14 protein-coding genes are annotated in these 19,269 nt (G+C 72.7%); 10 read left to right on the forward strand and 4 right to left on the reverse strand.

The window, feature by feature from the left end; genetic code table 11:
* Positions 1–60: 60 nt before the first annotated feature.
* The 3 genes from ACFYT9_RS29525 to ACFYT9_RS29535 all read right to left on the reverse strand — a co-directional run bounded on the left by ACFYT9_RS29525 (position 61) and on the right by ACFYT9_RS29535 (position 2,881).
* Positions 61–1,347 carry an MFS transporter gene (locus ACFYT9_RS29525; protein ID WP_389168896.1) on the reverse strand — a complete coding sequence of 429 codons (1,287 nt, stop codon included), beginning with the start codon at positions 1,345–1,347 and terminating at the stop codon, positions 61–63.
* Positions 1,348–1,487: 140 nt separating this feature from the next.
* Positions 1,488–2,144, reverse strand: a complete 657-nt coding sequence (locus ACFYT9_RS29530) for an MBL fold metallo-hydrolase (protein ID WP_389168792.1) — start codon at positions 2,142–2,144, stop codon at positions 1,488–1,490.
* Positions 2,145–2,191: 47 nt separating this feature from the next.
* Positions 2,192–2,881, reverse strand: coding sequence for a maleylpyruvate isomerase family mycothiol-dependent enzyme (locus ACFYT9_RS29535; RefSeq protein WP_389168794.1), 690 nt, complete (start codon positions 2,879–2,881; stop codon positions 2,192–2,194).
* Positions 2,882–3,089: 208 nt separating this feature from the next.
* On the opposite strand from ACFYT9_RS29535, the gene uvrA reads away from it, so the two are divergent.
* Both uvrA and ACFYT9_RS29545 read left to right on the forward strand, forming a co-directional pair.
* Entirely contained in the window at positions 3,090–6,140 is a 3,051-nt protein-coding gene (gene uvrA, locus ACFYT9_RS29540; RefSeq protein WP_389168796.1) for an excinuclease ABC subunit UvrA, read from the forward strand.
* A 352-nt stretch (positions 6,141–6,492) separates the two neighbouring features.
* Positions 6,493–6,930: a Rieske (2Fe-2S) protein gene (locus ACFYT9_RS29545; protein ID WP_387275892.1), complete on the forward strand. Its 438-nt coding sequence runs from the start codon at positions 6,493–6,495 to the stop codon at positions 6,928–6,930.
* 14 nt (positions 6,931–6,944) lie between these two features.
* Here the strand turns inward: ACFYT9_RS29545 and ACFYT9_RS29550 are convergent, their stop codons facing one another.
* Complete coding sequence (locus ACFYT9_RS29550) at positions 6,945–7,874, reverse strand: hypothetical protein (RefSeq protein ID WP_376605341.1); 930 nt, start codon at positions 7,872–7,874, stop codon at positions 6,945–6,947.
* Positions 7,875–8,118: 244 nt separating this feature from the next.
* Between ACFYT9_RS29550 and ACFYT9_RS29555 the strand changes: the two genes are divergently transcribed.
* The 8 genes from ACFYT9_RS29555 (at position 8,119) to gap (ending at position 19,186) form a co-directional block, all read left to right on the forward strand.
* On the forward strand, positions 8,119–8,742 hold the full coding sequence (locus ACFYT9_RS29555) for a papain-like cysteine protease family protein (protein ID WP_389168798.1): 624 nt from the start codon (positions 8,119–8,121) through the stop codon (positions 8,740–8,742).
* Positions 8,743–8,744: 2 nt separating this feature from the next.
* On the forward strand, positions 8,745–9,599 hold the full coding sequence (locus ACFYT9_RS29560; protein WP_389168800.1) for a hypothetical protein: 855 nt from the start codon (positions 8,745–8,747) through the stop codon (positions 9,597–9,599).
* 167 nt (positions 9,600–9,766) lie between these two features.
* Positions 9,767–11,749 carry an excinuclease ABC subunit UvrC gene (gene uvrC / locus ACFYT9_RS29565; RefSeq protein ID WP_387275886.1) on the forward strand — a complete coding sequence of 661 codons (1,983 nt, stop codon included), beginning with the start codon at positions 9,767–9,769 and terminating at the stop codon, positions 11,747–11,749.
* Positions 11,746–12,762 carry an RNase adapter RapZ gene (gene rapZ, locus ACFYT9_RS29570; protein WP_376604330.1) on the forward strand — a complete coding sequence of 339 codons (1,017 nt, stop codon included), beginning with the start codon at positions 11,746–11,748 and terminating at the stop codon, positions 12,760–12,762. Before uvrC ends, rapZ begins: the two co-directional genes overlap by 4 nt.
* Positions 12,759–13,799 carry a uridine diphosphate-N-acetylglucosamine-binding protein YvcK gene (gene yvcK, locus ACFYT9_RS29575; protein WP_376604332.1) on the forward strand — a complete coding sequence of 347 codons (1,041 nt, stop codon included), beginning with the start codon at positions 12,759–12,761 and terminating at the stop codon, positions 13,797–13,799. The genes rapZ and yvcK overlap by 4 nt, the downstream gene beginning before the upstream one ends.
* Positions 13,790–14,779, forward strand: coding sequence for a DNA-binding protein WhiA (whiA, locus tag ACFYT9_RS29580; protein ID WP_030746080.1), 990 nt, complete (start codon positions 13,790–13,792; stop codon positions 14,777–14,779). The genes yvcK and whiA overlap by 10 nt, the downstream gene beginning before the upstream one ends.
* Before the next feature lie 220 nt (positions 14,780–14,999).
* Complete coding sequence (locus ACFYT9_RS29585; RefSeq protein WP_389168802.1) at positions 15,000–17,954, forward strand: M14 family zinc carboxypeptidase; 2,955 nt, start codon at positions 15,000–15,002, stop codon at positions 17,952–17,954.
* Positions 17,955–18,175: 221 nt separating this feature from the next.
* Positions 18,176–19,186 (forward strand): type I glyceraldehyde-3-phosphate dehydrogenase, encoded by a 1,011-nt coding sequence (gap, locus tag ACFYT9_RS29590; protein WP_376596011.1) that lies wholly within the window; start codon positions 18,176–18,178, stop codon positions 19,184–19,186.
* The last annotated feature ends 83 nt before the right edge of the window (positions 19,187–19,269 follow it).

Consider the following 19,269-nt stretch of genomic DNA (forward strand, 5'->3'; position numbering starts at 1 on the left):
CCGGCCCGGGCATCCCGCCCGGACCGGCCGTCGCCGTCCGCGTACCCCTCGGCAGGCGCGTCAGACGGGCACCTTCTCGGGAGTCTCGGCCGGGCGGCGCTCAGGAAGCGTCTCCGGCAGGAGGGCGAAGCAGCCGAGGCTCACCAGGGCCACCACCGTCAGATAGGCGGCCACGCCCCACGGAGGGCCGTCGCCGCCCTCGGAGAGCGTGGTGGCCACGATCGGGGTCAGCGCCCCGCCGAGCACGCCCGCGAGGTTGTAGCCCACCGCCGCGCCCGTGCACCGCACCCGGGGCTCGTACAGCTCCGGGAGGTACGCGGCGACCACGGAGAACATCGTGATGAAGGCCAGCAGTGCCCCCAGGAAGCCCAGGAACATCAGCAGCGGCCGCCCGGTGTGCAGCAGGGCCACCATCGGGAACATCCACAGCGCGGCCCCCGCGCAGCCGGCCAGGCAGAGCGGCCGGCGGCCCCAGCGGTCGCCCAGCAGGGCCAGGAACGGCGTGACGGCACCCTTCACCGCCACCGCGGCCATCACACACACCAGCATCACCACACTGCTCACCCCGAGCCGCTCGGTGCCGTACGCCAGCGCCCACGTGGAGACCGTGTAGAAGATCGCGTACCCCACGGCGAGGGCGCCGGCGGTCAGCAGGACGAGCCGCCAGTGGTCGCGCGCCACCTCGGCGAGCGGGGCGCTCGCCCGCCGCCCGGACGCGGACAGCTCCTCGAACTGCGGGGTCTCGGCGAGCGAGGAACGCAGCATCAGCCCGACGGCGGCGAGCAGGCCCGCCGCCCAGAACGGCACCCGCCAGCCCCAGGAGCGGAAGTCGGCGTCGCTCAGACCCGCGGTGAGCGCCAGCATCACGCCGTTCGCCAGGAGGAAGCCGACCGAAGGGCCGATCTGCGGGAAGCTCGCCCACAGCGCCCGGCGGTGCGGCGGGGCGTGCTCCGCGGTCAGCAGGACGGCCCCGCCCCACTCGCCGCCCAGCCCGAGCCCCTGGAGGAAGCGGAGCACGAGCAGCAGCAGCGGAGCGGCGACGCCGATCGTGTCGTACGTGGGGACGCAGCCGACCGCCACGGTGGCGCAGCCGGTCAGCAGCAGGGAGGCGAAGAGCACCGGCCGGCGTCCGTGCCGGTCCCCGATGTGCCCGAAGAGGACGGAGCCCATGGGGCGGGAGAGGAAGCCGACGGCGAAGGTGCCGAAGGCGGCGAGGGTCCCGGCGAGCGGGGAGAAGGTCGGGAAGAAGAGCGGCCCGAGGACGAGGGCGGCGGCCGTCCCGTAGACGAAGAAGTCGAAGAACTCGATGGCGGTGCCGACGAGGGAGGCGGCGGCGAGCCGGGGCATCGAGGGGGTGGGACGGGCCGCCGGGGGCGACGGAGCGTGACTGGGGTGCATGTGCCGCCAACTACCCCGCCGCCGTCCGGGTTACGGGGGCGTACGGGAGCGCCCCCGGCGGTACCGGGGGCGCTTCGGTGCCGGGCGGCTCACCAGCCGCGCTCGCGCCACTCCGGGAGGTGCGGGCGCTCGTCACCGAGCGTGGTGTCCTTGCCGTGGCCGGGGTAGACCCAGGTCTCGTCCGGCAGCGCGGCGAAGAGCTTGGTCTCGACGTCGTGCAGGAGGCTCGCGAAGGCGTCCGCGTCCTGCCAGGTGTTGCCGACCCCGCCGGGGAAGAGGCAGTCGCCGGGGAAGAGGTGCGGGTGGCCGTGCGGGTCGTCGTAGACCAGCGCGATCGAGCCGGGGGTGTGGCCGACGATGTGGCGGGCGGTGAGCTCCACCTCGCCCACGCGGATCGTGTCGCCGTCCTCCACCAGGACGTCGGTGGCGACCGGGATGCCCTCGGCGTCGTACACGCCCGCGTACGTGGTGGCGCCGGTGGCGGCGACCACCTCGCCCAGGGCCTGCCAGTGGTCGCCGTGCCGGTGGGTGGTGACGACGGAGGCGATGCCGTCGTCACCGATCAGCGTGAGCAGGGTCGACGCCTCCGCGGCGGCGTCGATCAGCAGCTGCCGGCCGGTGGCCCGGCAGCGCAGCAGGTACGCGTTGTTGTTCATCGGACCGACCGCGACCTTCGAGATCATCAGGTCTTTCAGCTCGTGGACGTCGGCCGGGCCGCCCACCCTCACCGCTCCGCTGTACGTCATGGGCTCAGCCTAGCCCCGCGCGCCGACAGCGGTCCCGGGGAGGCGGTCTACAGGGGCGGGAGCTGGGGGAGCGGGCCGCCCTCGGTCTTCAGCGCCGAGCCGTCGCGGCGGCCGGCGAGCCAGCCGAGGAGCTCGGGCGCGGGCCCGGAGACGCCCACGGAGGCGCCCTCGGCCCCGCCGCCGGTGGTCCACGTCCGCCCGTCGTCGGCACGGAGGCCGGTGGAGGGGACGGACGGGTGCCCGGCGAACCGCTCGGCGAGGAAGTCGATCTCCCGCTGGACGAACTCCTCGGGGAGGTCCTCCAGCTCGTAGCCGCGGTCGAGGTCCACGTGGTGCAGGGCGACCTCCACCCAGCGGCGGAAGGGGATCCGGGAGGCGCTGTCGGTGACGCCGTTGCGCAGCTCGACGGTGCGGCTCCAGTCGGGGACGGCGGCCGCGGCCGCGCGGAAGCGCTCGGCCGTCTCGCGGAGGTCGGCGAGCTGGGCGTCGAGGGGGCGGGGGGCGTCGCGCTCGATGTCCGCCTCGCGCGTCTCGGCGCTCGCGTACATGGGCCGGCCCTCGATGACGTTCACCAGGGCGTCGGCGTTCCGGGCCAGGTGGGCGAGGACGTGGCCGCGCGTCCAGCCGGGAAGCCGTGACGGCTCGGCGACGGAGGCGTTGTCCCAGGAGGCGGCTTCGGTCAGCAGTCGCTCGGTCGCCTCGCTCAGGGAGGCGAGGTCGCGCTCGTGGTCGATCATGGCGCCGACCCTAGCGCCGACCACTCGATCGGGTGAAGCAGGCGGACTGAGCCCGGAAATCGAATGTACGTGCTATAAGCTCGTTGGCGGCAACCGACGGCCGAGGAAGCATCGGGCATCCTTGGTTGTTGAGTGCTTCGGGTGCTCGGGCGAACAGCTCAGGCACACCCGCTCTCCATCCGCTCTCTCAAGAAAGGTGCGGACCGGCGTGGCCGACCGTCTCATCGTCCGTGGCGCGCGCGAGCACAACCTCAAGAACGTCTCGCTCGACCTTCCCCGTGACTCCCTCATCGTCTTCACCGGGCTCTCGGGGTCGGGCAAGTCCTCCCTCGCGTTCGACACGATCTTCGCCGAGGGGCAGCGCCGGTACGTCGAGTCGCTCTCCTCGTACGCCCGGCAGTTCCTCGGCCAGATGGACAAGCCGGACGTGGACTTCATCGAGGGCCTCTCGCCCGCGGTCTCCATCGACCAGAAGTCGACCTCGCGCAACCCGCGCTCCACGGTCGGCACCATCACCGAGGTCTACGACTACCTCCGCCTCCTCTTCGCCCGCATCGGCAAGCCGCACTGTCCCGAGTGCCGCCGGCCGATCTCCCGCCAGTCGCCGCAGGCCATCGTCGACAAGGTCCTGGCCCTCCCCGAGGGCAGCCGCTTCCAGGTGCTGTCGCCGCTGGTGCGCGAGCGCAAGGGCGAGTTCGTCGACCTCTTCGCCGACCTCCAGACCAAGGGCTACAGCCGCGCCCGGGTGGACGGGGCGACGATCCAGCTCAGCGAGCCGCCGGCGCTCAAGAAGCAGGAGAAGCACACCATCGAGGTGGTCGTCGACCGCCTCACCGTGAAGGACAGCGCCAAGCGCCGCCTCACCGACTCCGTCGAGACCGCCCTCGGGCTCTCCGGCGGCATGGTCGTGCTCGACTTCGTCGACCTCCCCGAGGACGACCCCGAGCGCGAGAAGATGTACTCGGAGCACCTCTACTGCCCCTACGACGACCTCTCCTTCGAGGAGCTGGAGCCCCGCTCCTTCTCCTTCAACTCGCCCTTCGGTGCCTGCCCGGACTGCACCGGCATCGGCACCCGCATGGAGGTCGACCCCGAGCTGGTCGTCCCGGACGAGGAGAAGTCCCTCGACGAGGGCGCGATCCACCCGTGGTCCCACGGCCACACCAAGGAGTACTTCGGCCGGATGATCGACGGGCTCTCCCAGGCCCTCGGCTTCCGCACCGACATCCCCTACGCGGGCCTCCCGCAGCGGGCCAAGAAGGCCCTCATGCACGGCCACAAGACGCAGATCGAGGTCCGCTACCGGAACAGGTACGGGCGCGAGCGCGCGTGGACCAGCCCCGCCTTCGAGGGCGCCGTCTCCTTCGTGAAGCGGCGCCACAGCGAGGCGGAGAGCGACTCCAGCCGGGAGCGCTTCGAGGGCTACATGCGCGAGGTGCCCTGCCCCACCTGCCACGGCACCCGGCTCAAGCCGATCGTGCTCGCGGTCACCGTGATGGAGCGGTCCATCGCCGAGGTCTCCGCCATGTCCATCAGCGACTGCGCCGAGTTCCTCTCCCGCCTGAGGCTCAACGCCCGCGACAAGCAGATCGCCGAGCGGGTCCTCAAGGAGGTCAACGAGCGGCTGCGCTTCCTCGTGGACGTCGGCCTCGACTACCTCTCGCTCAACCGCGCGGCCGGCACGCTCTCCGGCGGCGAGGCCCAGCGCATCCGGCTCGCCACGCAGATCGGCTCCGGCCTGGTCGGCGTGCTCTACGTCCTCGACGAGCCGTCCATCGGCCTCCACCAGCGCGACAACCACCGTCTGATCGAGACCCTGGTCCGCCTCCGCGACATGGGCAACACGCTCATCGTCGTCGAGCACGACGAGGACACCATCAAGGTCGCCGACTGGGTGGTGGACATCGGCCCCGGCGCCGGCGAACACGGCGGCAAGGTCGTCCACTCCGGCACCTTGAAGGAGCTCCTGGCCAACGAGGAGTCGATGACCGGGCAGTACCTGTCCGGCCGCCGGGCGATCACCACGCCGGACGTCCGCCGCCCGATCGACCCCGGCCGGCTGCTCACCGTGCACGGCGCCCGGGAGAACAACCTGCGGGACATCGACGTCTCCTTCCCGCTGGGCGTCCTCACCGCCGTCACCGGTGTCTCCGGCTCCGGCAAGTCGACGCTGGTCAACGACATCCTCTACACCCACCTCGCGCGCGAGCTGAACGGCGCCAAGACGGTGCCCGGCCGGCACACGCGTGTGGACGGGGACGACCTCGTCGACAAGGTGGTGCACGTCGACCAGTCGCCGATCGGGCGCACCCCGCGCTCCAACCCGGCGACGTACACCGGCGTCTTCGACCACGTCCGCAAGCTCTTCGCGGAGACGATGGAGGCCAAGGTCAGGGGCTACCTGCCCGGCCGCTTCTCCTTCAACGTCAAGGGCGGCCGCTGCGAGAACTGCTCCGGCGACGGCACCATCAAGATCGAGATGAACTTCCTCCCGGACGTGTACGTGCCGTGCGAGGTCTGCCACGGGGCCCGGTACAACCGGGAGACCCTGGAGGTCCACTACAAGGGCAAGTCCATCGCCGAGGTGCTGGACATGCCGATCGAGGAGGCCCTGGGCTTCTTCGAGGCCGTCCCCACGATCGCCCGCCACCTGCGGACGCTCAACGAGGTCGGACTCGGCTACGTCCGGCTCGGGCAGTCGGCGCCGACGCTCTCCGGTGGCGAGGCGCAGCGCGTCAAGCTCGCCTCCGAGCTCCAGAAGCGCTCGACCGGCCGCACGGTCTACGTGCTGGACGAGCCGACCACCGGTCTCCACTTCGAGGACATCTCGAAGCTGATCACGGTGCTGTCGGGCCTGGTCGACAAGGGCAACTCGGTGATCGTCATCGAGCACAACCTCGACGTCATCAAGACCGCCGACTGGATCATCGACATGGGCCCCGAGGGCGGCAGCGGCGGCGGCATCGTCGTCGCCGAGGGCACGCCCGAGGAGGTCGCGTCGGAGCCGGCCAGCCACACCGGCAAGTTCCTCCGCGAGATCCTCGGCGCCGACCGGATCAGCGACGCGGGTGTGCCCGCGTCGCGCGGGACGGCGAGGAAGGCGGCGGCGAAGAAGGCCCCGGCCAGGAAGGCGGCCGCCGCGAAGAAGACGGCCAAGGCCGCGGAAGCGGCGCCCGCGAAGGCTGCGAAGACGGCCAAGACCGCGAAGACGGCCAAGACCGCGAAGAAGGCGACGACCACCCGAGCCCGCAAGGCCTGACGCCCACCCGGCCCGCCCCGGCCCCGCTCACACGGGACCGGGGCGGGCCGGCGTCGGTCGAGGAGCTGGACGCGCGTCCCCGAGGGCGGTGGTCGGGGATTCGGGGTACGGCCCCGAGGGCGGTGGTCGGGGATCCGGGGGTACGGCCCCGAGGGCGGTGGTCGGGGATCCGGGGGTACGGCTCCGAGGGGCGTCGTGCCGGGGTTCGCGCCGGCCCGGGGGCCGGCGTGCGGGGGGCGTCGGGGGTGGGCCCGCGCCGGGACGGGCCCCTATCCGGGTCCCGGGTCGAAACCGGCCGAAAGGGCGCGGGTATCGTCGGGGGACCACCCCGTCGCCGTCCCGTGGAGCGCTCATGTCCGGCCAGTCCACCCGCCGCACCGTCCTGAAGGGTGCCGCTCTCGCCGGTGCCGCCGGGCTGGGAGTCGCCGCCTGCTCCACCGAGTCCAAGCTGGGCCACGCCGGGGTGCCGACGCCCACCGCGCCGGTCCCCCTCGGCTCACCGGACGAGGTCCCGGTCGGCGGCGCCAAGCTCTACCGCGAGCAGAAGGTCCTGGTGAGCTGCCCCGCCAAGGGCGAGTACAAGGCGTTCAGCGCCCAGTGCACCCACGCCGGCTGCGTCCTCGACAAGATCGAGGACAACGAGGGCAACTGCCCCTGCCACGGCAGCCGCTTCGACGTCACCACCGGCAAGGCCCTCAAGGGCCCCGCCACCGTCCCGCTCCCCGCCGTCGAGATCCGCGTCGAGGGCGGCAGGCTGGTCGCCGGCCCGAAGACGGCTCCCACCGCCTGACCGGCCCCGGGGCGTCAGTCCCAGTCCCAGTCGATCCCCAGGATCCCGGGACGCACCCCCTGCTCCACGAGGTGCACCGTGCGGTGCCGGCCGCCGAGCGTCAGCTCCGTACGGCCACCGCGCGGCGCACCCGCCGACGCCTGGGCGAAGCGCCGGCACCGTACCGGCAGCGCCGCCTCGTCGAAGGCGACCTGGAGCACGTACTGCCCGCCCGCGAAGCTGAAGCCGCGCACGTACTCGCCGCTCGGACCGGCCGTCCCGTCCTCGAAGCCGTACGAGAAGAGATGCGTGTCGCCGGCCCGCAGCCGTGCGTCGAAGAGGAGTTCGGCGACGAGCACCCCCGTCTCCCCGTGCCACCGCACCCGCCCCGTACGGCAGTTCTCCACCGCACGCACGCGCACGCGGGACGGATCGCAGCCGGGGTCGCCGTGGTGGATCGCGAGGTAGCGGTCCACGCCGTCCCGGTGCGCGCGCACCACGTGCTGGGACTCGCGCCCCACCAGCTCCCTGGCCGGCCCGACGCGCACCCGCTCGTGGTGGCCGACCGTGTGCAGCCCGCCGTCGGCCGGTGACTCCAGCTCCGCGAACAGCTCCTCCACCGCCCCCGACGCCTCCACCAGCGAGCGGTACGAGCGGGCCGCCGGCCGCTCCACGCCCTCCCGGGCCGCCGCGTCCTCCGTCAGCAGCCGCAGCAGCGAGTTCCCCGGCAGCTGGAGCACCTCCTCCAGGGCCCGGACCGCCTTCAGCGACTCCGGCCGCTGCGGCCTGCGGGCGCCCTGCTGCCAGTAGCTCAGGGAGGTCACCCCGACCTTCACGCCCCGGTGGGCGAGATGGTGCTGGACCCGCTGGAGCGGCAGCCCGCGCACGGCCAGCGCGGTGCGCAGGGCCAGGTGGAAGGGGCCGGTGTGCAGCAGCTGCACCAGATCGGCCTCGGTGTGGCTCACACGGGCTCCTCGGTGAATGTTCACGCCCGGAGCGCGGACCGGCGCGGCCCGGGCGGCGGGCGGGCTGGTCGGCGGCGGCCGCGCGTTCACACCCGCGCCACACCGTTCACAGCCCGATGTCACCCCGCATTGAAGCGTGTTGACCCGCTCCCGACAACGACCGATGCTCCAAGCGGTGTCCGGACGCCACCCCCACCCCCCACACCCCCCACCCATCCCCACCCCCGCAATGGGAGGAACCCCCATGCGCAGACGACTCCAGAACGGGAAGAGGGGCCTCGTGGCGTTCGCCGCCGCCGCGCTTCTCCTCGTCCCCACCGCGGCCTCGGCATCCGCCGACACCACCGCCGCCCCGGCCGCCGCACCCGCCGGGGCCACCGCCGCCCTCGCCTCCAAGCGCCTGAACATCACCATGCAGGCCCAGCAGAAGACCAACTGGTGCTGGGCGGCGGGCGGGAACACCATCGCCACCTGGTTCGGCCGCGGCTACAGCCAGAACCAGTTCTGCAACGCCGCCTTCCAGCGGCAGCAGGGCTACGACTGCCCCAACTGGCAGGCCACCCTCGCCAACGTCCAGACCGGCCTCTCCTGGGCGGGCATCCGCCCCGGCTCGTACGTCGACGGCTGGCTGCGCTACGCCACCGTGCAGACCGAGATCAACGCCGACCGGCCGATCGAGACCCGCATCCAGTGGTCCAGCGGCGGCGGGCACATGCACGTGGTGTACGGCTACGACGACGCCAACAGCTGGGTGTACTGGGGAGATCCGTGGGTTTCCAGCGATCGCTACAACTGGGCCTCCCACGCGTGGTACGTCAACAACGCCTCCTTCTCCTGGACCCACTCCCTCTACCGGATCGGGGCGTGATCATGACCACCACGGCACTCGCGACCGGGGCCGCCGCGCTCCTCGCCCTCGGCCTCGCGGCCCCCGCCGCCGCGGCCGCCCCCGGCACCGACCCGCTGCCGGCCGCGCCGACCGCCGAGCAGGCCGCCGCGGCGCCGGAGACGCTGGCCACCCTGGGCCGCTTCTTCGCCCGCGACGGGGCGCTCGCCCGTACCGCCGCGGAACCCCGGATATCCGGCGCGTCCGTCCCGGTACGGATCCTCGCCGCGGACTTCGTCGCCGGCACGGCGGGCGCGCCCGTGGCCCGCGAGGAGTACCGGGCCAGCCTCGCCGTCGCCGCCGACGGGCAGAAGGCGTCCCTGTGGACGGTGAGGCGCTCCGGCGGCTGGCAGGTGGTGAACATCGCCACCGGTGACGACGAGATCCGGTACGCGCGCGAAGGGGCCCGAAGACTCCCCGGGGGCCTCGTCTTCCGCGAACCGCAGATCGACGCCTGGTTCGTCCAGAAGGGCGCGAAGGTGCTGCCGCTGGACGAGGACGCGGTCACGGCCGTCGGGAAGAACGGGACGACCCTCACCGCCTACCGCGACCGGGTCAGGCGCGCGTACGCCGACAAGCTCCCCGGCTCCGCCTACGCCCGCAAGGGCGCGGCCGGCGGCTACGCCCCCGAGGCACCGGTCCCCGCACCCGCCGGGGCCCCGGCACCGGCCCCCGCGCACCGCCCGTCGGCCACCGCCGCGCAGGCCCCCCACCACCAGCCCGCCGCGGCCACCGCCGCCTCCACGATCGCCGCCCTCGGCGCCGTGACCGCCCTCGCCCTGACCGCCGCGGCGGCCCTCCGCCGCCGCGCGACCGCCCGCCGTACCCAGGGCTGCTGACCGCGGCCCGCGGCCCCTTCCGCCCGGCCCACGAGGCCGCCCGCCGGCAGCGGCGGCCCGGGACGCCCACGAGGCGGCCCGGGCCGTCGGGCGAGGCGTCCGGGACAGCACCGGGCACCCCCGTGCGCCCGCCCTCCGTGTCGGTCCCCGCCAGTAGGGTGGGGGCCATGGCCGACCCCTCCAGCTACCGCCCCAAGCCGGGTCAGATCCCGGACTCGCCGGGTGTCTACAAGTTCCGGGACGAGCACCGGCGGGTGATCTACGTCGGGAAGGCGAAGTCGCTGAAGCAGCGGCTGGCCAACTACTTCCAGCCGATCGTGAGCCTCCACCCGCGGACCGCCACCATGGTGACCACGGCCGCGTCCGTGGAGTGGACGGTGGTCTCGACCGAGGTCGAGGCGCTCCAGCTGGAGTACACCTGGATCAAGGAGTACGACCCCCGGTTCAACGTGAAGTACCGGGACGACAAGAGCTACCCCTACCTCGCGGTCACCCTGAACGAGGAGTTCCCGCGCGTCCAGGTCATGCGCGGCCACAAGAAGAAGGGCGTCCGGTACTTCGGGCCGTACGCGCACGCGTGGGCGATCCGCGAGACCGTCGACCTGATGCTGCGGGTCTTCCCCGTGCGGACCTGCTCGGCCGGCGTCTTCCGGAACGCCGCCTCGGCCGGCCGGCCCTGCCTCCTCGGCTACATCGGCAAGTGCTCGGCCCCCTGCGTCGGCCGGGTCACGCCCGAGGAGCACCGGGAACTGGCCGACGAGTTCTGCGACTTCATGGCCGGCCGCACCGGCACCTACATCCGCCGCCTGGAGAAGCAGATGATGGTGGCGGCGGAGGACATGGAGTACGAGAAGGCGGCCCGGCTCCGCGACGACATAGAGGCGCTGCGCCGCGCCATGGAGAAGAGCGCCGTCGTCCTCGCCGACGCCACCGACGCCGACCTCATCGCCCTCGCCGAGGACGAGCTGGAGGCCGCCGTCCAGATCTTCCACGTCCGCGGCGGACGCGTCCGCGGCCAGCGCGGCTGGGTCACCGACAAGGTCGAGGCCGTCTCCACCTCCGGCCTCGTCGAGCACGCCCTCCAGCAGCTCTACGGCGAGGAGAGCGGCGACTCCGTCCCCAGGGAGGTCCTGGTCCCGGCGCTGCCCGACGACGCCGAGGCCGTCACGCAGTGGCTGAGCGGCCGCCGGGGGTCCAACGTCTCCCTGCGCATCCCGCAGCGCGGCGACAAGAAGGACCTCATGGCGACCGTCGCCCGCAACGCCCAGCAGGCCCTGGTCCTCCACAAGACCAAGCGCGCCAGCGACCTCACCACCCGCTCCCGCGCCCTGGAGGAGATCGCCGAGGCCCTGGACCTGGAGTCGGCGCCGCTGCGCATCGAGTGCTTCGACATCTCCCACCTCCAGGGCGAGGACGTCGTCGCCTCCATGGTCGTCTTCGAGGACGGGCTGCCCCGCAAGAGCGAGTACCGCCGCTTCCAGATCAAGGGCTTCGAGGGCCAGGACGACGTCCGCTCCATGCACGAGGTCATCGGCCGCCGCTTCCGCCGCTACCTCGCCGAGAAGGAGAAGACGGGCGAGTGGGGCGAGGAGGGCGAGGTCGCCGTGGACGAGGCGGGCGACGACGGCAGGCCCAAGCGCTTCGCCTACCCGCCGCAGCTCGTCGTCGTCGACGGCGGACAGCCCCAGGTCGCCGCCGCCCGCCGGGCCCTCGACGAGCTCGGCATCGACGACGTCGCCGTCTGCGGCCTCGCCAAGCGCCTGGAGGAGGTCTGGCTGCCCGGCGACGACGACCCGGTGGTCCTGCCCCGTTCCAGCGAGGGCCTCTACCTCCTCCAGCGGGTCCGTGACACGGCTCACGATTTCGCCATCCGCTACCAGCGCTCCAAGCGGACCAAACGGCTCCGGAGCAGCCCCCTCGACGCCGTCCCCGGCCTCGGCGACACGCGCAAACAGGCCCTGATCAAGCATTTCGGCTCGGTGAAGCGGCTGAAGCAGGCGACAATCGAGCAGATCTGTGAGGTCCCCGGCTTCGGCCGGAAGACCGCGGAGGCGGTCGCCGTGGCGCTGGCCCGGGCGGCCCCCGCCGCACCCGCCGTCAACACGGCCACAGGAGAGATCATGGAAGACGACGGGGGCACCACCGCATGACCGAGCGCCACCCCGGCGACGGGCACCGACAGCACGACACGCACCACCCGCGCGACGGGCACCACGAGCACGACGGGCACCACCGAGAAGACGGAGCAGGACACGTGAGTACGGGCACGAAGGAGACGGCGGGCGACAACGGCGCCGAGGCGGCCATCCCCGAGCTGGTGATCATCTCCGGCATGTCCGGAGCCGGTCGGTCCACCGCGGCGAAGTGTCTGGAGGACCTCGGCTGGTTCGTCGTGGACAACCTGCCTCCCGCGCTGATCCCCACCATGGTGGAGCTCGGCGCCCGCTCCCAGGGCAACGTCGCCAGGATCGCGGTCGTCGTCGACGTCCGCGGCCGGCAGTTCTTCGACGCGCTCCGGGAGTCCCTGGCCGACCTCGACGCCAAGCAGGTCACCCGCCGGATCGTCTTCCTGGAGTCCTCCGACGAGGCCCTCGTCCGCCGCTTCGAGTCGGTCCGCCGCCCCCACCCGCTCCAGGGCGACGGCCGCATCGTCGACGGCATCGCCGCCGAGCGCGACCTGCTGCGCGAGCTGCGCGGCGACGCCGACCTGGTCATCGACACCTCCAGCCTCAACGTCCACGAGCTGCGCGCCAAGATGGACGCCCAGTTCGCCGGCGAGGAGGAGCCCGAGCTGCGGGCCACCGTCATGTCCTTCGGCTTCAAGTACGGCCTGCCGGTCGACGCCGACCTCGTCGTCGACATGCGCTTCCTGCCCAACCCGCACTGGGTCCCCGAGCTGCGCCCGTACACCGGCCTCAACGAGGAGGTGGCGAACTACGTCTACAACCAGCCCGGCGCCAAGGAGTTCCTGGACCGCTACACCGAGCTGCTCCAGCTGATCGCCGCCGGATACCGCCGCGAGGGCAAGCGGTACGTCACCATCGCCGTCGGCTGCACCGGCGGCAAGCACCGCTCCGTCGCCACCGCCGAGAAGCTCGCCGCCCGCATCGCCGCCGAGGGCGTCGAGACCGTGGTCGTCCACCGGGACATGGGGCGCGAGTGAAGCCGTACCGCCGGCGCTCCTCCTCCACCCTCTCGGTGCGGCGGACGCTCCGCAGGCGCGGCGCCCAGCCGAAGGTCGTCGCCCTCGGCGGCGGCATGGGCCTCTCCGCCTCCCTCGCCTCGCTGCGGCGGATCACCGGCGACCTGACGGCCGTCGTCACCGTCGCCGACGACGGGGGCTCCAGCGGCCGGCTCCGGGAGGAGCTGGGCGTGCTGCCCCCGGGCGACCTGCGCAAGGCGCTCGCCGCGCTCTGCGGCGACGACGACTGGGGCCAGACCTGGGCCCGGGTCATCCAGCACCGCTTCCGGTCCCAGGGCGAGATGGGCGGCCACGCCGTCGGCAACCTGCTGATCGTCGCCCTCTGGGAGCAGCTGGGCGGCGACCCCGTGCAGGCCCTCGACCTGGTCGGCCGGCTGCTCGGCGCCCAGGGCCGGGTGCTGCCCATGTCCGCCGTTCCGCTGGAGCTCCAGGCCCTGGTCAAGGGGCACGACCCGGAGCGCCCGGACGACGTGGACACCGTCCGCGGCCAGGCCACCGTGGCGCTCACCCCGGGCGAGGTGCAGTCCGTGCACCTGGTGCCGCACGACCCGCCGGCCGTGCCGGAGGCCGTCGCCGCGGTCCTCGACGCGGACTGGGTCGTCCTCGGCCCGGGCTCCTGGTTCTCCTCCGTGATCCCGCACCTGCTCGTGCCCGAACTGCTCGACGCGCTGGTCGAGACGAAGGCCCGGAAGGTGCTCTCGCTGAACCTCGCGCCCCAGCCCGGAGAAACAGAGGGCTTCTCCCCGCAGCGTCATTTGGAGGTTTTGGGACGACACGCCCCTAAACTCGCCCTGGACGTGGTGCTGGCCGACGAGGCCGCCGTGCCCGACGTGTCAGCCAGGGAACCCCTCGTCGACGCCGCCAAGCGGCTCGGCGCCGCGCTGGAGCTGGCGCCGGTGGCCCGCGCCGACGGCTCTCCGAAGCACGACCCGGAGCGCCTGGCCGCCGCGTACGACCGTATTTTTCGGATGCATGGAAGGATCGGCCCATGGCGATGACGGCAGCGGTGAAGGACGAGATCTCCCGGCTTCCCGTCACCCGGACCTGCTGCAGGAAGTCGGAGGTCTCCTCGATCCTGCGGTTCGCGGGCGGTCTGCACCTGGTCAGCGGCCGGATCGTGATCGAGGCGGAGCTCGACACGGCGATGGCGGCCCGGCGGCTGAAGCGGGACATCCTGGAGATCTTCGGGCACAGCTCGGAACTGATCGTGATGGCCCCCGGCGGGCTGCGGCGCGGCTCCCGCTTCGTCGTGCGCGTGGTGGCCGGCGGCGACCAGCTGGCCCGCCAGACGGGCCTGGTCGACGGCCGGGGCCGGCCCATTCGGGGCCTTCCCCCGCAGGTCGTCTCCGGGGCCACCTGTGACGCGGAGGCGGCCTGGCGGGGTGCCTTCCTCGCCCACGGCTCGCTGACCGAGCCGGGCCGCTCCTCCTCCCTGGAGGTCACCTGCCCGGGCCCCGAGGCCGCGCTCGCCCTGGTCGGCGCCGCCCGCCGGCTCTCCATCGCCGCGAAGGCCCGCGAGGTCCGCGGCGTGGACCGGGTCGTGGTCCGGGACGGCGACGCCATCGGCGCCCTGCTCACCCGGCTCGGCGCGCACGAGTCGGTGCTGGCCTGGGAGGAGCGGCGGATGCGCCGCGAGGTCCGCGCCACCGCCAACCGGCTGGCCAACTTCGACGACGCCAACCTGCGCCGCTCGGCCCGTGCCGCCGTCGCGGCCGGCGCCCGCGTGCAGCGCGCCCTGGAGATCCTGGGCGAGGAGGTGCCGGAGCACCTCGCCGCCGCCGGCCGGCTGCGCATGGAGCACAAGCAGGCGTCCCTGGAGGAGCTGGGCGCGCTCGCCGACCCGCCGCTCACCAAGGACGCGGTGGCCGGCCGGATCCGCCGGCTGCTCGCCATGGCCGACAAGCGGGCGCAGGACCTGGGCATCCCCGGCACCGAGTCGAACCTGACGGAGGAGCTGGACGAGAGCCTGGTCGGCTGAGCCCGGCACACGGTCCGCACGGCCCCCGCCCTCTTGAGGCGGGGGCCGTCCGCGTCCCACCGGAGGCGTGAACTCCGGTGCGGCCGGACACTTCTGACGCCCCATCGGCATTCGTGTGGCACACGCTCCCCACCGCGAGGCGCCCTTGACAGGCCCATGGGCGCCCATGAGCCTGGCATCCGTTCTTCTTCGTGACGGATCACATCGAGGGGGGCTCACCATGAGACGAAGGGCGCGCGCGATCCTCGCCGCCGCTTCACTGCTGATCGCCGGGCTCGCGGCGACACCCGCCGCCGGAGCGCGGCCGGCCGACCCGGAGGGCGGCGACGCCCTCTCCGTATGGCGGGCCACGGTCACCAAGGAGCAGGTACCGCTCCTCCTGGAGGCCGGCACCGACGGGCACGAACTGACCGAGCAGGTGCCCGAACGCGGCACCGCCACCGTCGAGCTGTACCTCACCGAGGCGCAGGCCGGGGCGCTGCGCGACCAGGGCGTCCCGGTCGCCGAGCACGACCCCGGCCCGGCCGCCGCCCGGCGGTCGGCCGCCGCCGGGGACGGGGTCTTCCGCCCCTACGGAGGCTCCGGCGGCCTCAAGGCGGAGCTCCTCGCCACCGCCGCCGCCCACCCCGGCCTCACCAAGGTCGTCTCGATCGGCAAGACCCTCAAGGGCCAGGACATCCTCGCCGTGAAGGTCAGCAAGGGCGCCCGCACGGCGAAGGACGGCAGCAGGCCGGCCACGCTGTACCTCTCCAACCAGCACGCCCGCGAGTGGATCACCCCGGAGATGACGCGGCGGCTGCTCCACCACTACCTCGACAACTACGGAACCGACGAGCGGATCACCCGGATCGTCGACCGCACCGAGCTGTGGTTCGTGCTCTCGGCCAACCCCGACGGCTACGACTTCACCCACGCCGACCCGGCCAACCGCCAGTGGCGCAAGAACCTCCGCGACAACGACGGCGACGGCACGGTCGGCACCGGCGACGGCGTCGACCTCAACCGGAACTTCGCCTACAAGTGGGGCTACGACGACGAGGGTTCGTCCCCCGACCCGGCCGACGAGACCTTCCGCGGCAAGGGCCCCATGTCCGAGCCGGAGACCCGGGCCCTGGACGCCTTCCAGAAGCGCATCGGCTTCTCGTACGGCATCAACTACCACTCCGCCGCCCAGCTGCTGCTGTACGGCGTCGGCTGGCAGGTCGCCACCGACACCCCCGACGACACCGCGCTGAAGGCGCTCGCAGGGACCCCGGAGAAGTCCGCCGTCCCCGGCTACCGGCCGCAGGTCTCCTCCGAGCTGTACATCACCAACGGCGAGGCCGACGGACACGCCGCCAACGTCAACGGCATGCAGATGTTCACGCCGGAGATGTCCACCTGCGCCACCGCCTCCCGGGTCGACCCGGACGACGCCTGGGAGGCCGCCGACTGCGCCTCCGTCTTCACCTTCCCCGACGACGAGAAGCTGATCCAGGCCGAGTTCGCCAAGAACATCCCCTTCGCGCTCGCCGTCGCCGAGTCCGCCGCCCGCCCCGACGACCCGGTCTCCCCGGTCGGCGCCCCGGCCCCGGCCCTGACCCCCGACACCTTCACCACCTCCTACGCCGCCGCCGGCGAGGAGCAGCAGGTCGCCGTCACCGCCCGCAAGTCGCTGCGCGCCAAGACCCTCCACTACCGGATCAACGGCGGCCGCACCCACCGCTCCGGGATCGAGGCGTGGGACGGCGGCGAGACCTACGGCGGCGAGGACAACCTGTACTACGACCAGTACCGGGGCGAGGTGCGGGGCGCCCGGCCCGGCGACTCCGTCGAGGTCTGGTTCACCGCCCGCGGCCGCGACGGCAGGACCACCGCCACCACCCCCTTCACGTACGAGGTCGCCGACCGCGCCCGCGGGGACGTCCTCGTCCTCGCCGAGGAGGGCGGTACGAGCGCCGCACGGCACGCCGACACGTACGTGAAGGCACTCGCCGCGACCGGCCGCGGGGCGGCCGTCTGGGACGTCGCCACCCAGGGTGCCCCGCACGCCCTCGGCGCCCTCTCCCACTTCCGCACCGTCGTCTGGTACACCGGCGCCGAGCGCCCCACCGGGGCCGTCCAGCTCGCCGTCCGCTCCTACCTCAACGAGGGCGGCAAGCTGGTCAACGCCGGCGAGAAGACCGGCGGACTCACCCGGGTCGGCCGGGCCGAGACCAACGACTTCGCCCAGTACTACCTCGGCGCCTACCACCGCGCCGGGCTGAACGGCCCGTCCTCCTTCGCCGGAGCCGGCCGCCTCGCGGGACCGCCGACCGGGCTCGGCGCCGCGGAGGGCAACCCGCTCGACCACGCGGGCGCCTACACCGTCACCTCCGACACCCTCGACCCGAAGAAGTTCCCGCAGTTCGCCTCCAGCGCCCCGGCCGGCGACTACCCGGGCATGCGCACCCCCTTCGAACCGGCCGAGGGCAGCACCTTCGCCGCCGTCAAGCACGCCGACGACACCTGGGCCCGGCTCACCCGGACCGTCGACCTCACCGGCACGACCGCCGCCGACGGCCCCCGGCTCGACTTCCAGGTCAGCCACGACACCGAGCCCGGCTACGACAACCTCGTCGTCGAGGCCCGTACCGCAGGCCAGGACGACTGGACCACCCTCCCCGACCGCAACGGCGGCACCTCGGCCGAACCGCCCGCCGACTGCGGCGAGGGCTACTACCTGAAGCTCCACCCCGCCCTCGGCCGCTACCTCACCCTCGGCGAGGACGGCTGCGCGCCCACCGGCACCACCGGCGCCTGGAACGCCTTCACCGGCCCCTCCAACGGCTGGCGGCAGGCGTCCGTCGACCTCTCCGCCTACGCGGGCAAGCGGGTCGAGCTCTCCCTCTCGTACGTCTCCGACCCCGGCACCGGTGAGACCGGCGCCTTCGTCGACGACGTCCGGCTCGTCACCGCGGCCGGCACCGAGCGAGAGGGCTTCGAGAGCTCCTTCGGCGCCTGGACCGTCCCCGGCGCCCCGGCCGGCAGCCCCGGCAACACCGCCGACTGGACCCGCTCGCCGGCCCTGTTCCACTCCGTCGCCGCCGTCACCACCCGCGACACCGTCCTCCTCGGCTTCGGCCTGGAGCACGTCGGCTCCGCCGCCGAACGGCAGCGGCTGCTCACCCGAGCCCTCACCGCACTCCGCCGCTGACGGAGAGTAGTGGGGCCGAAGGTCCCAAGACGGCCCGTACCTGTTGAAAGGTACGGGCCGTCGGCCGTTTTCCGGGGACTTTTCGGGCGCGGACGGCTGCGCTCGATGTCACTCGGGGGCGCGCGTGGAGGTAGGGTCGGAAGCGGTCAGGGACATCCCGAAAAATCAAGAGCTAGCCGGTGTGACATATCACCCGGCATTCCTAACGAGGAGATCGGTTCGTGACGATCCGCGTAGGCATCAACGGCTTCGGCCGTATCGGTCGCAACTACTTCCGCGCGCTCCTTGAGCAGGGTGCCGACATCGAGGTCGTGGCCGTCAACGACCTGGGCGACACCGCGACCACGGCCCACCTGCTGAAGTACGACACCATCCTGGGCCGCCTCAAGGCCGAGGTGTCCCACACCGCCGACACCATCACCGTCGACGGCCACACCATCAAGGTGCTGTCCGAGCGCGACCCCGCCGACATCCCGTGGGGTGACCTCGGCGTCGACATCGTCATCGAGTCCACCGGCATCTTCACCAAGCGCGAGGACGCCGCCAAGCACCTCGCCGGCGGCGCCAAGAAGGTCCTCATCTCGGCTCCGGCCAAGGACGAGGACATCACCATCGTGATGGGCGTCAACCAGGAGAAGTACGACCCGGCGAAGCACGACGTCATCTCCAACGCGTCCTGCACCACCAACTGCGTCGCCCCGATGGCCAAGGTCCTCGACGAGAACTTCGGCATCGTCCGCGGCCTCATGACGACGGTGCACGCGTACACCAACGACCAGCGGATCCTGGACTTCCCGCACAAGGACCTGCGCCGCGCCCGCGCCGCCGCGGAGAACATCATCCCGACCACGACCGGTGCCGCCAAGGCCACCGCCCTGGTCCTCCCGCAGCTCAAGGGCAAGCTGGACGGCATCGCCATGCGCGTCCCGGTCCCCACCGGCTCCGCCACCGACCTGGTCGTCACCCTGGACCGCGAGGTCACGAAGGACGAGGTCAACGCCGCCTTCAAGAAGGCGGCCGAGGACGGCCCGCTCAAGGGCATCCTCTTCTACACCGAGGACCCGATCGTGTCCTCGGACATCGTCAGCGACCCGGCGTCGTGCACCTTCGACTCCTCGCTGACCATGGTCCAGGACGGCAACAACGTCAAGATCCTCGGCTGGTACGACAACGAGTGGGGCTACTCCAACCGTCTCGTGGACCTCACCACCTTCGTCGGCGACCAGCTCTGACGTACTAGGGTTCAGCAGGGCAGGCTTTCGATGTGGCAGGGCTCGGGCAGCGCGACGATGCGCTGCGCGGGCCCTGTGTCGTG

This window comes from Streptomyces sp. NPDC004435 (assembly GCF_042873895.1).
GTDB lineage: Bacteria > Actinomycetota > Actinomycetes > Streptomycetales > Streptomycetaceae > Streptomyces.

Bases quoted from the DNA above. Each gene is read 5' to 3' on its own strand.
- ACFYT9_RS29525 (WP_389168896.1), bottom strand. From the start codon at position 1,347: ATGCCCCGGCTCGCCGCCGCCTCCCTCGTCGGCACCGCCATCGAGTTC.
- ACFYT9_RS29530 (WP_389168792.1), bottom strand. From the start codon at position 2,144: ATGACGTACAGCGGAGCGGTGAGGGTGGGCGGCCCGGCCGACGTCCAC.
- ACFYT9_RS29535 (WP_389168794.1), bottom strand. From the start codon at position 2,881: ATGATCGACCACGAGCGCGACCTCGCCTCCCTGAGCGAGGCGACCGAG.
- ACFYT9_RS29545 (WP_387275892.1), top strand. From the start codon at position 6,493: ATGTCCGGCCAGTCCACCCGCCGCACCGTCCTGAAGGGTGCCGCTCTC.
- ACFYT9_RS29555 (WP_389168798.1), top strand. From the start codon at position 8,119: ATGCGCAGACGACTCCAGAACGGGAAGAGGGGCCTCGTGGCGTTCGCC.
- ACFYT9_RS29560 (WP_389168800.1), top strand. From the start codon at position 8,745: ATGACCACCACGGCACTCGCGACCGGGGCCGCCGCGCTCCTCGCCCTC.
- uvrC (WP_387275886.1), top strand. From the start codon at position 9,767: ATGGCCGACCCCTCCAGCTACCGCCCCAAGCCGGGTCAGATCCCGGAC.
- rapZ (WP_376604330.1), top strand. From the start codon at position 11,746: ATGACCGAGCGCCACCCCGGCGACGGGCACCGACAGCACGACACGCAC.
- whiA (WP_030746080.1), top strand. From the start codon at position 13,790: ATGGCGATGACGGCAGCGGTGAAGGACGAGATCTCCCGGCTTCCCGTC.
- ACFYT9_RS29585 (WP_389168802.1), top strand. From the start codon at position 15,000: ATGAGACGAAGGGCGCGCGCGATCCTCGCCGCCGCTTCACTGCTGATC.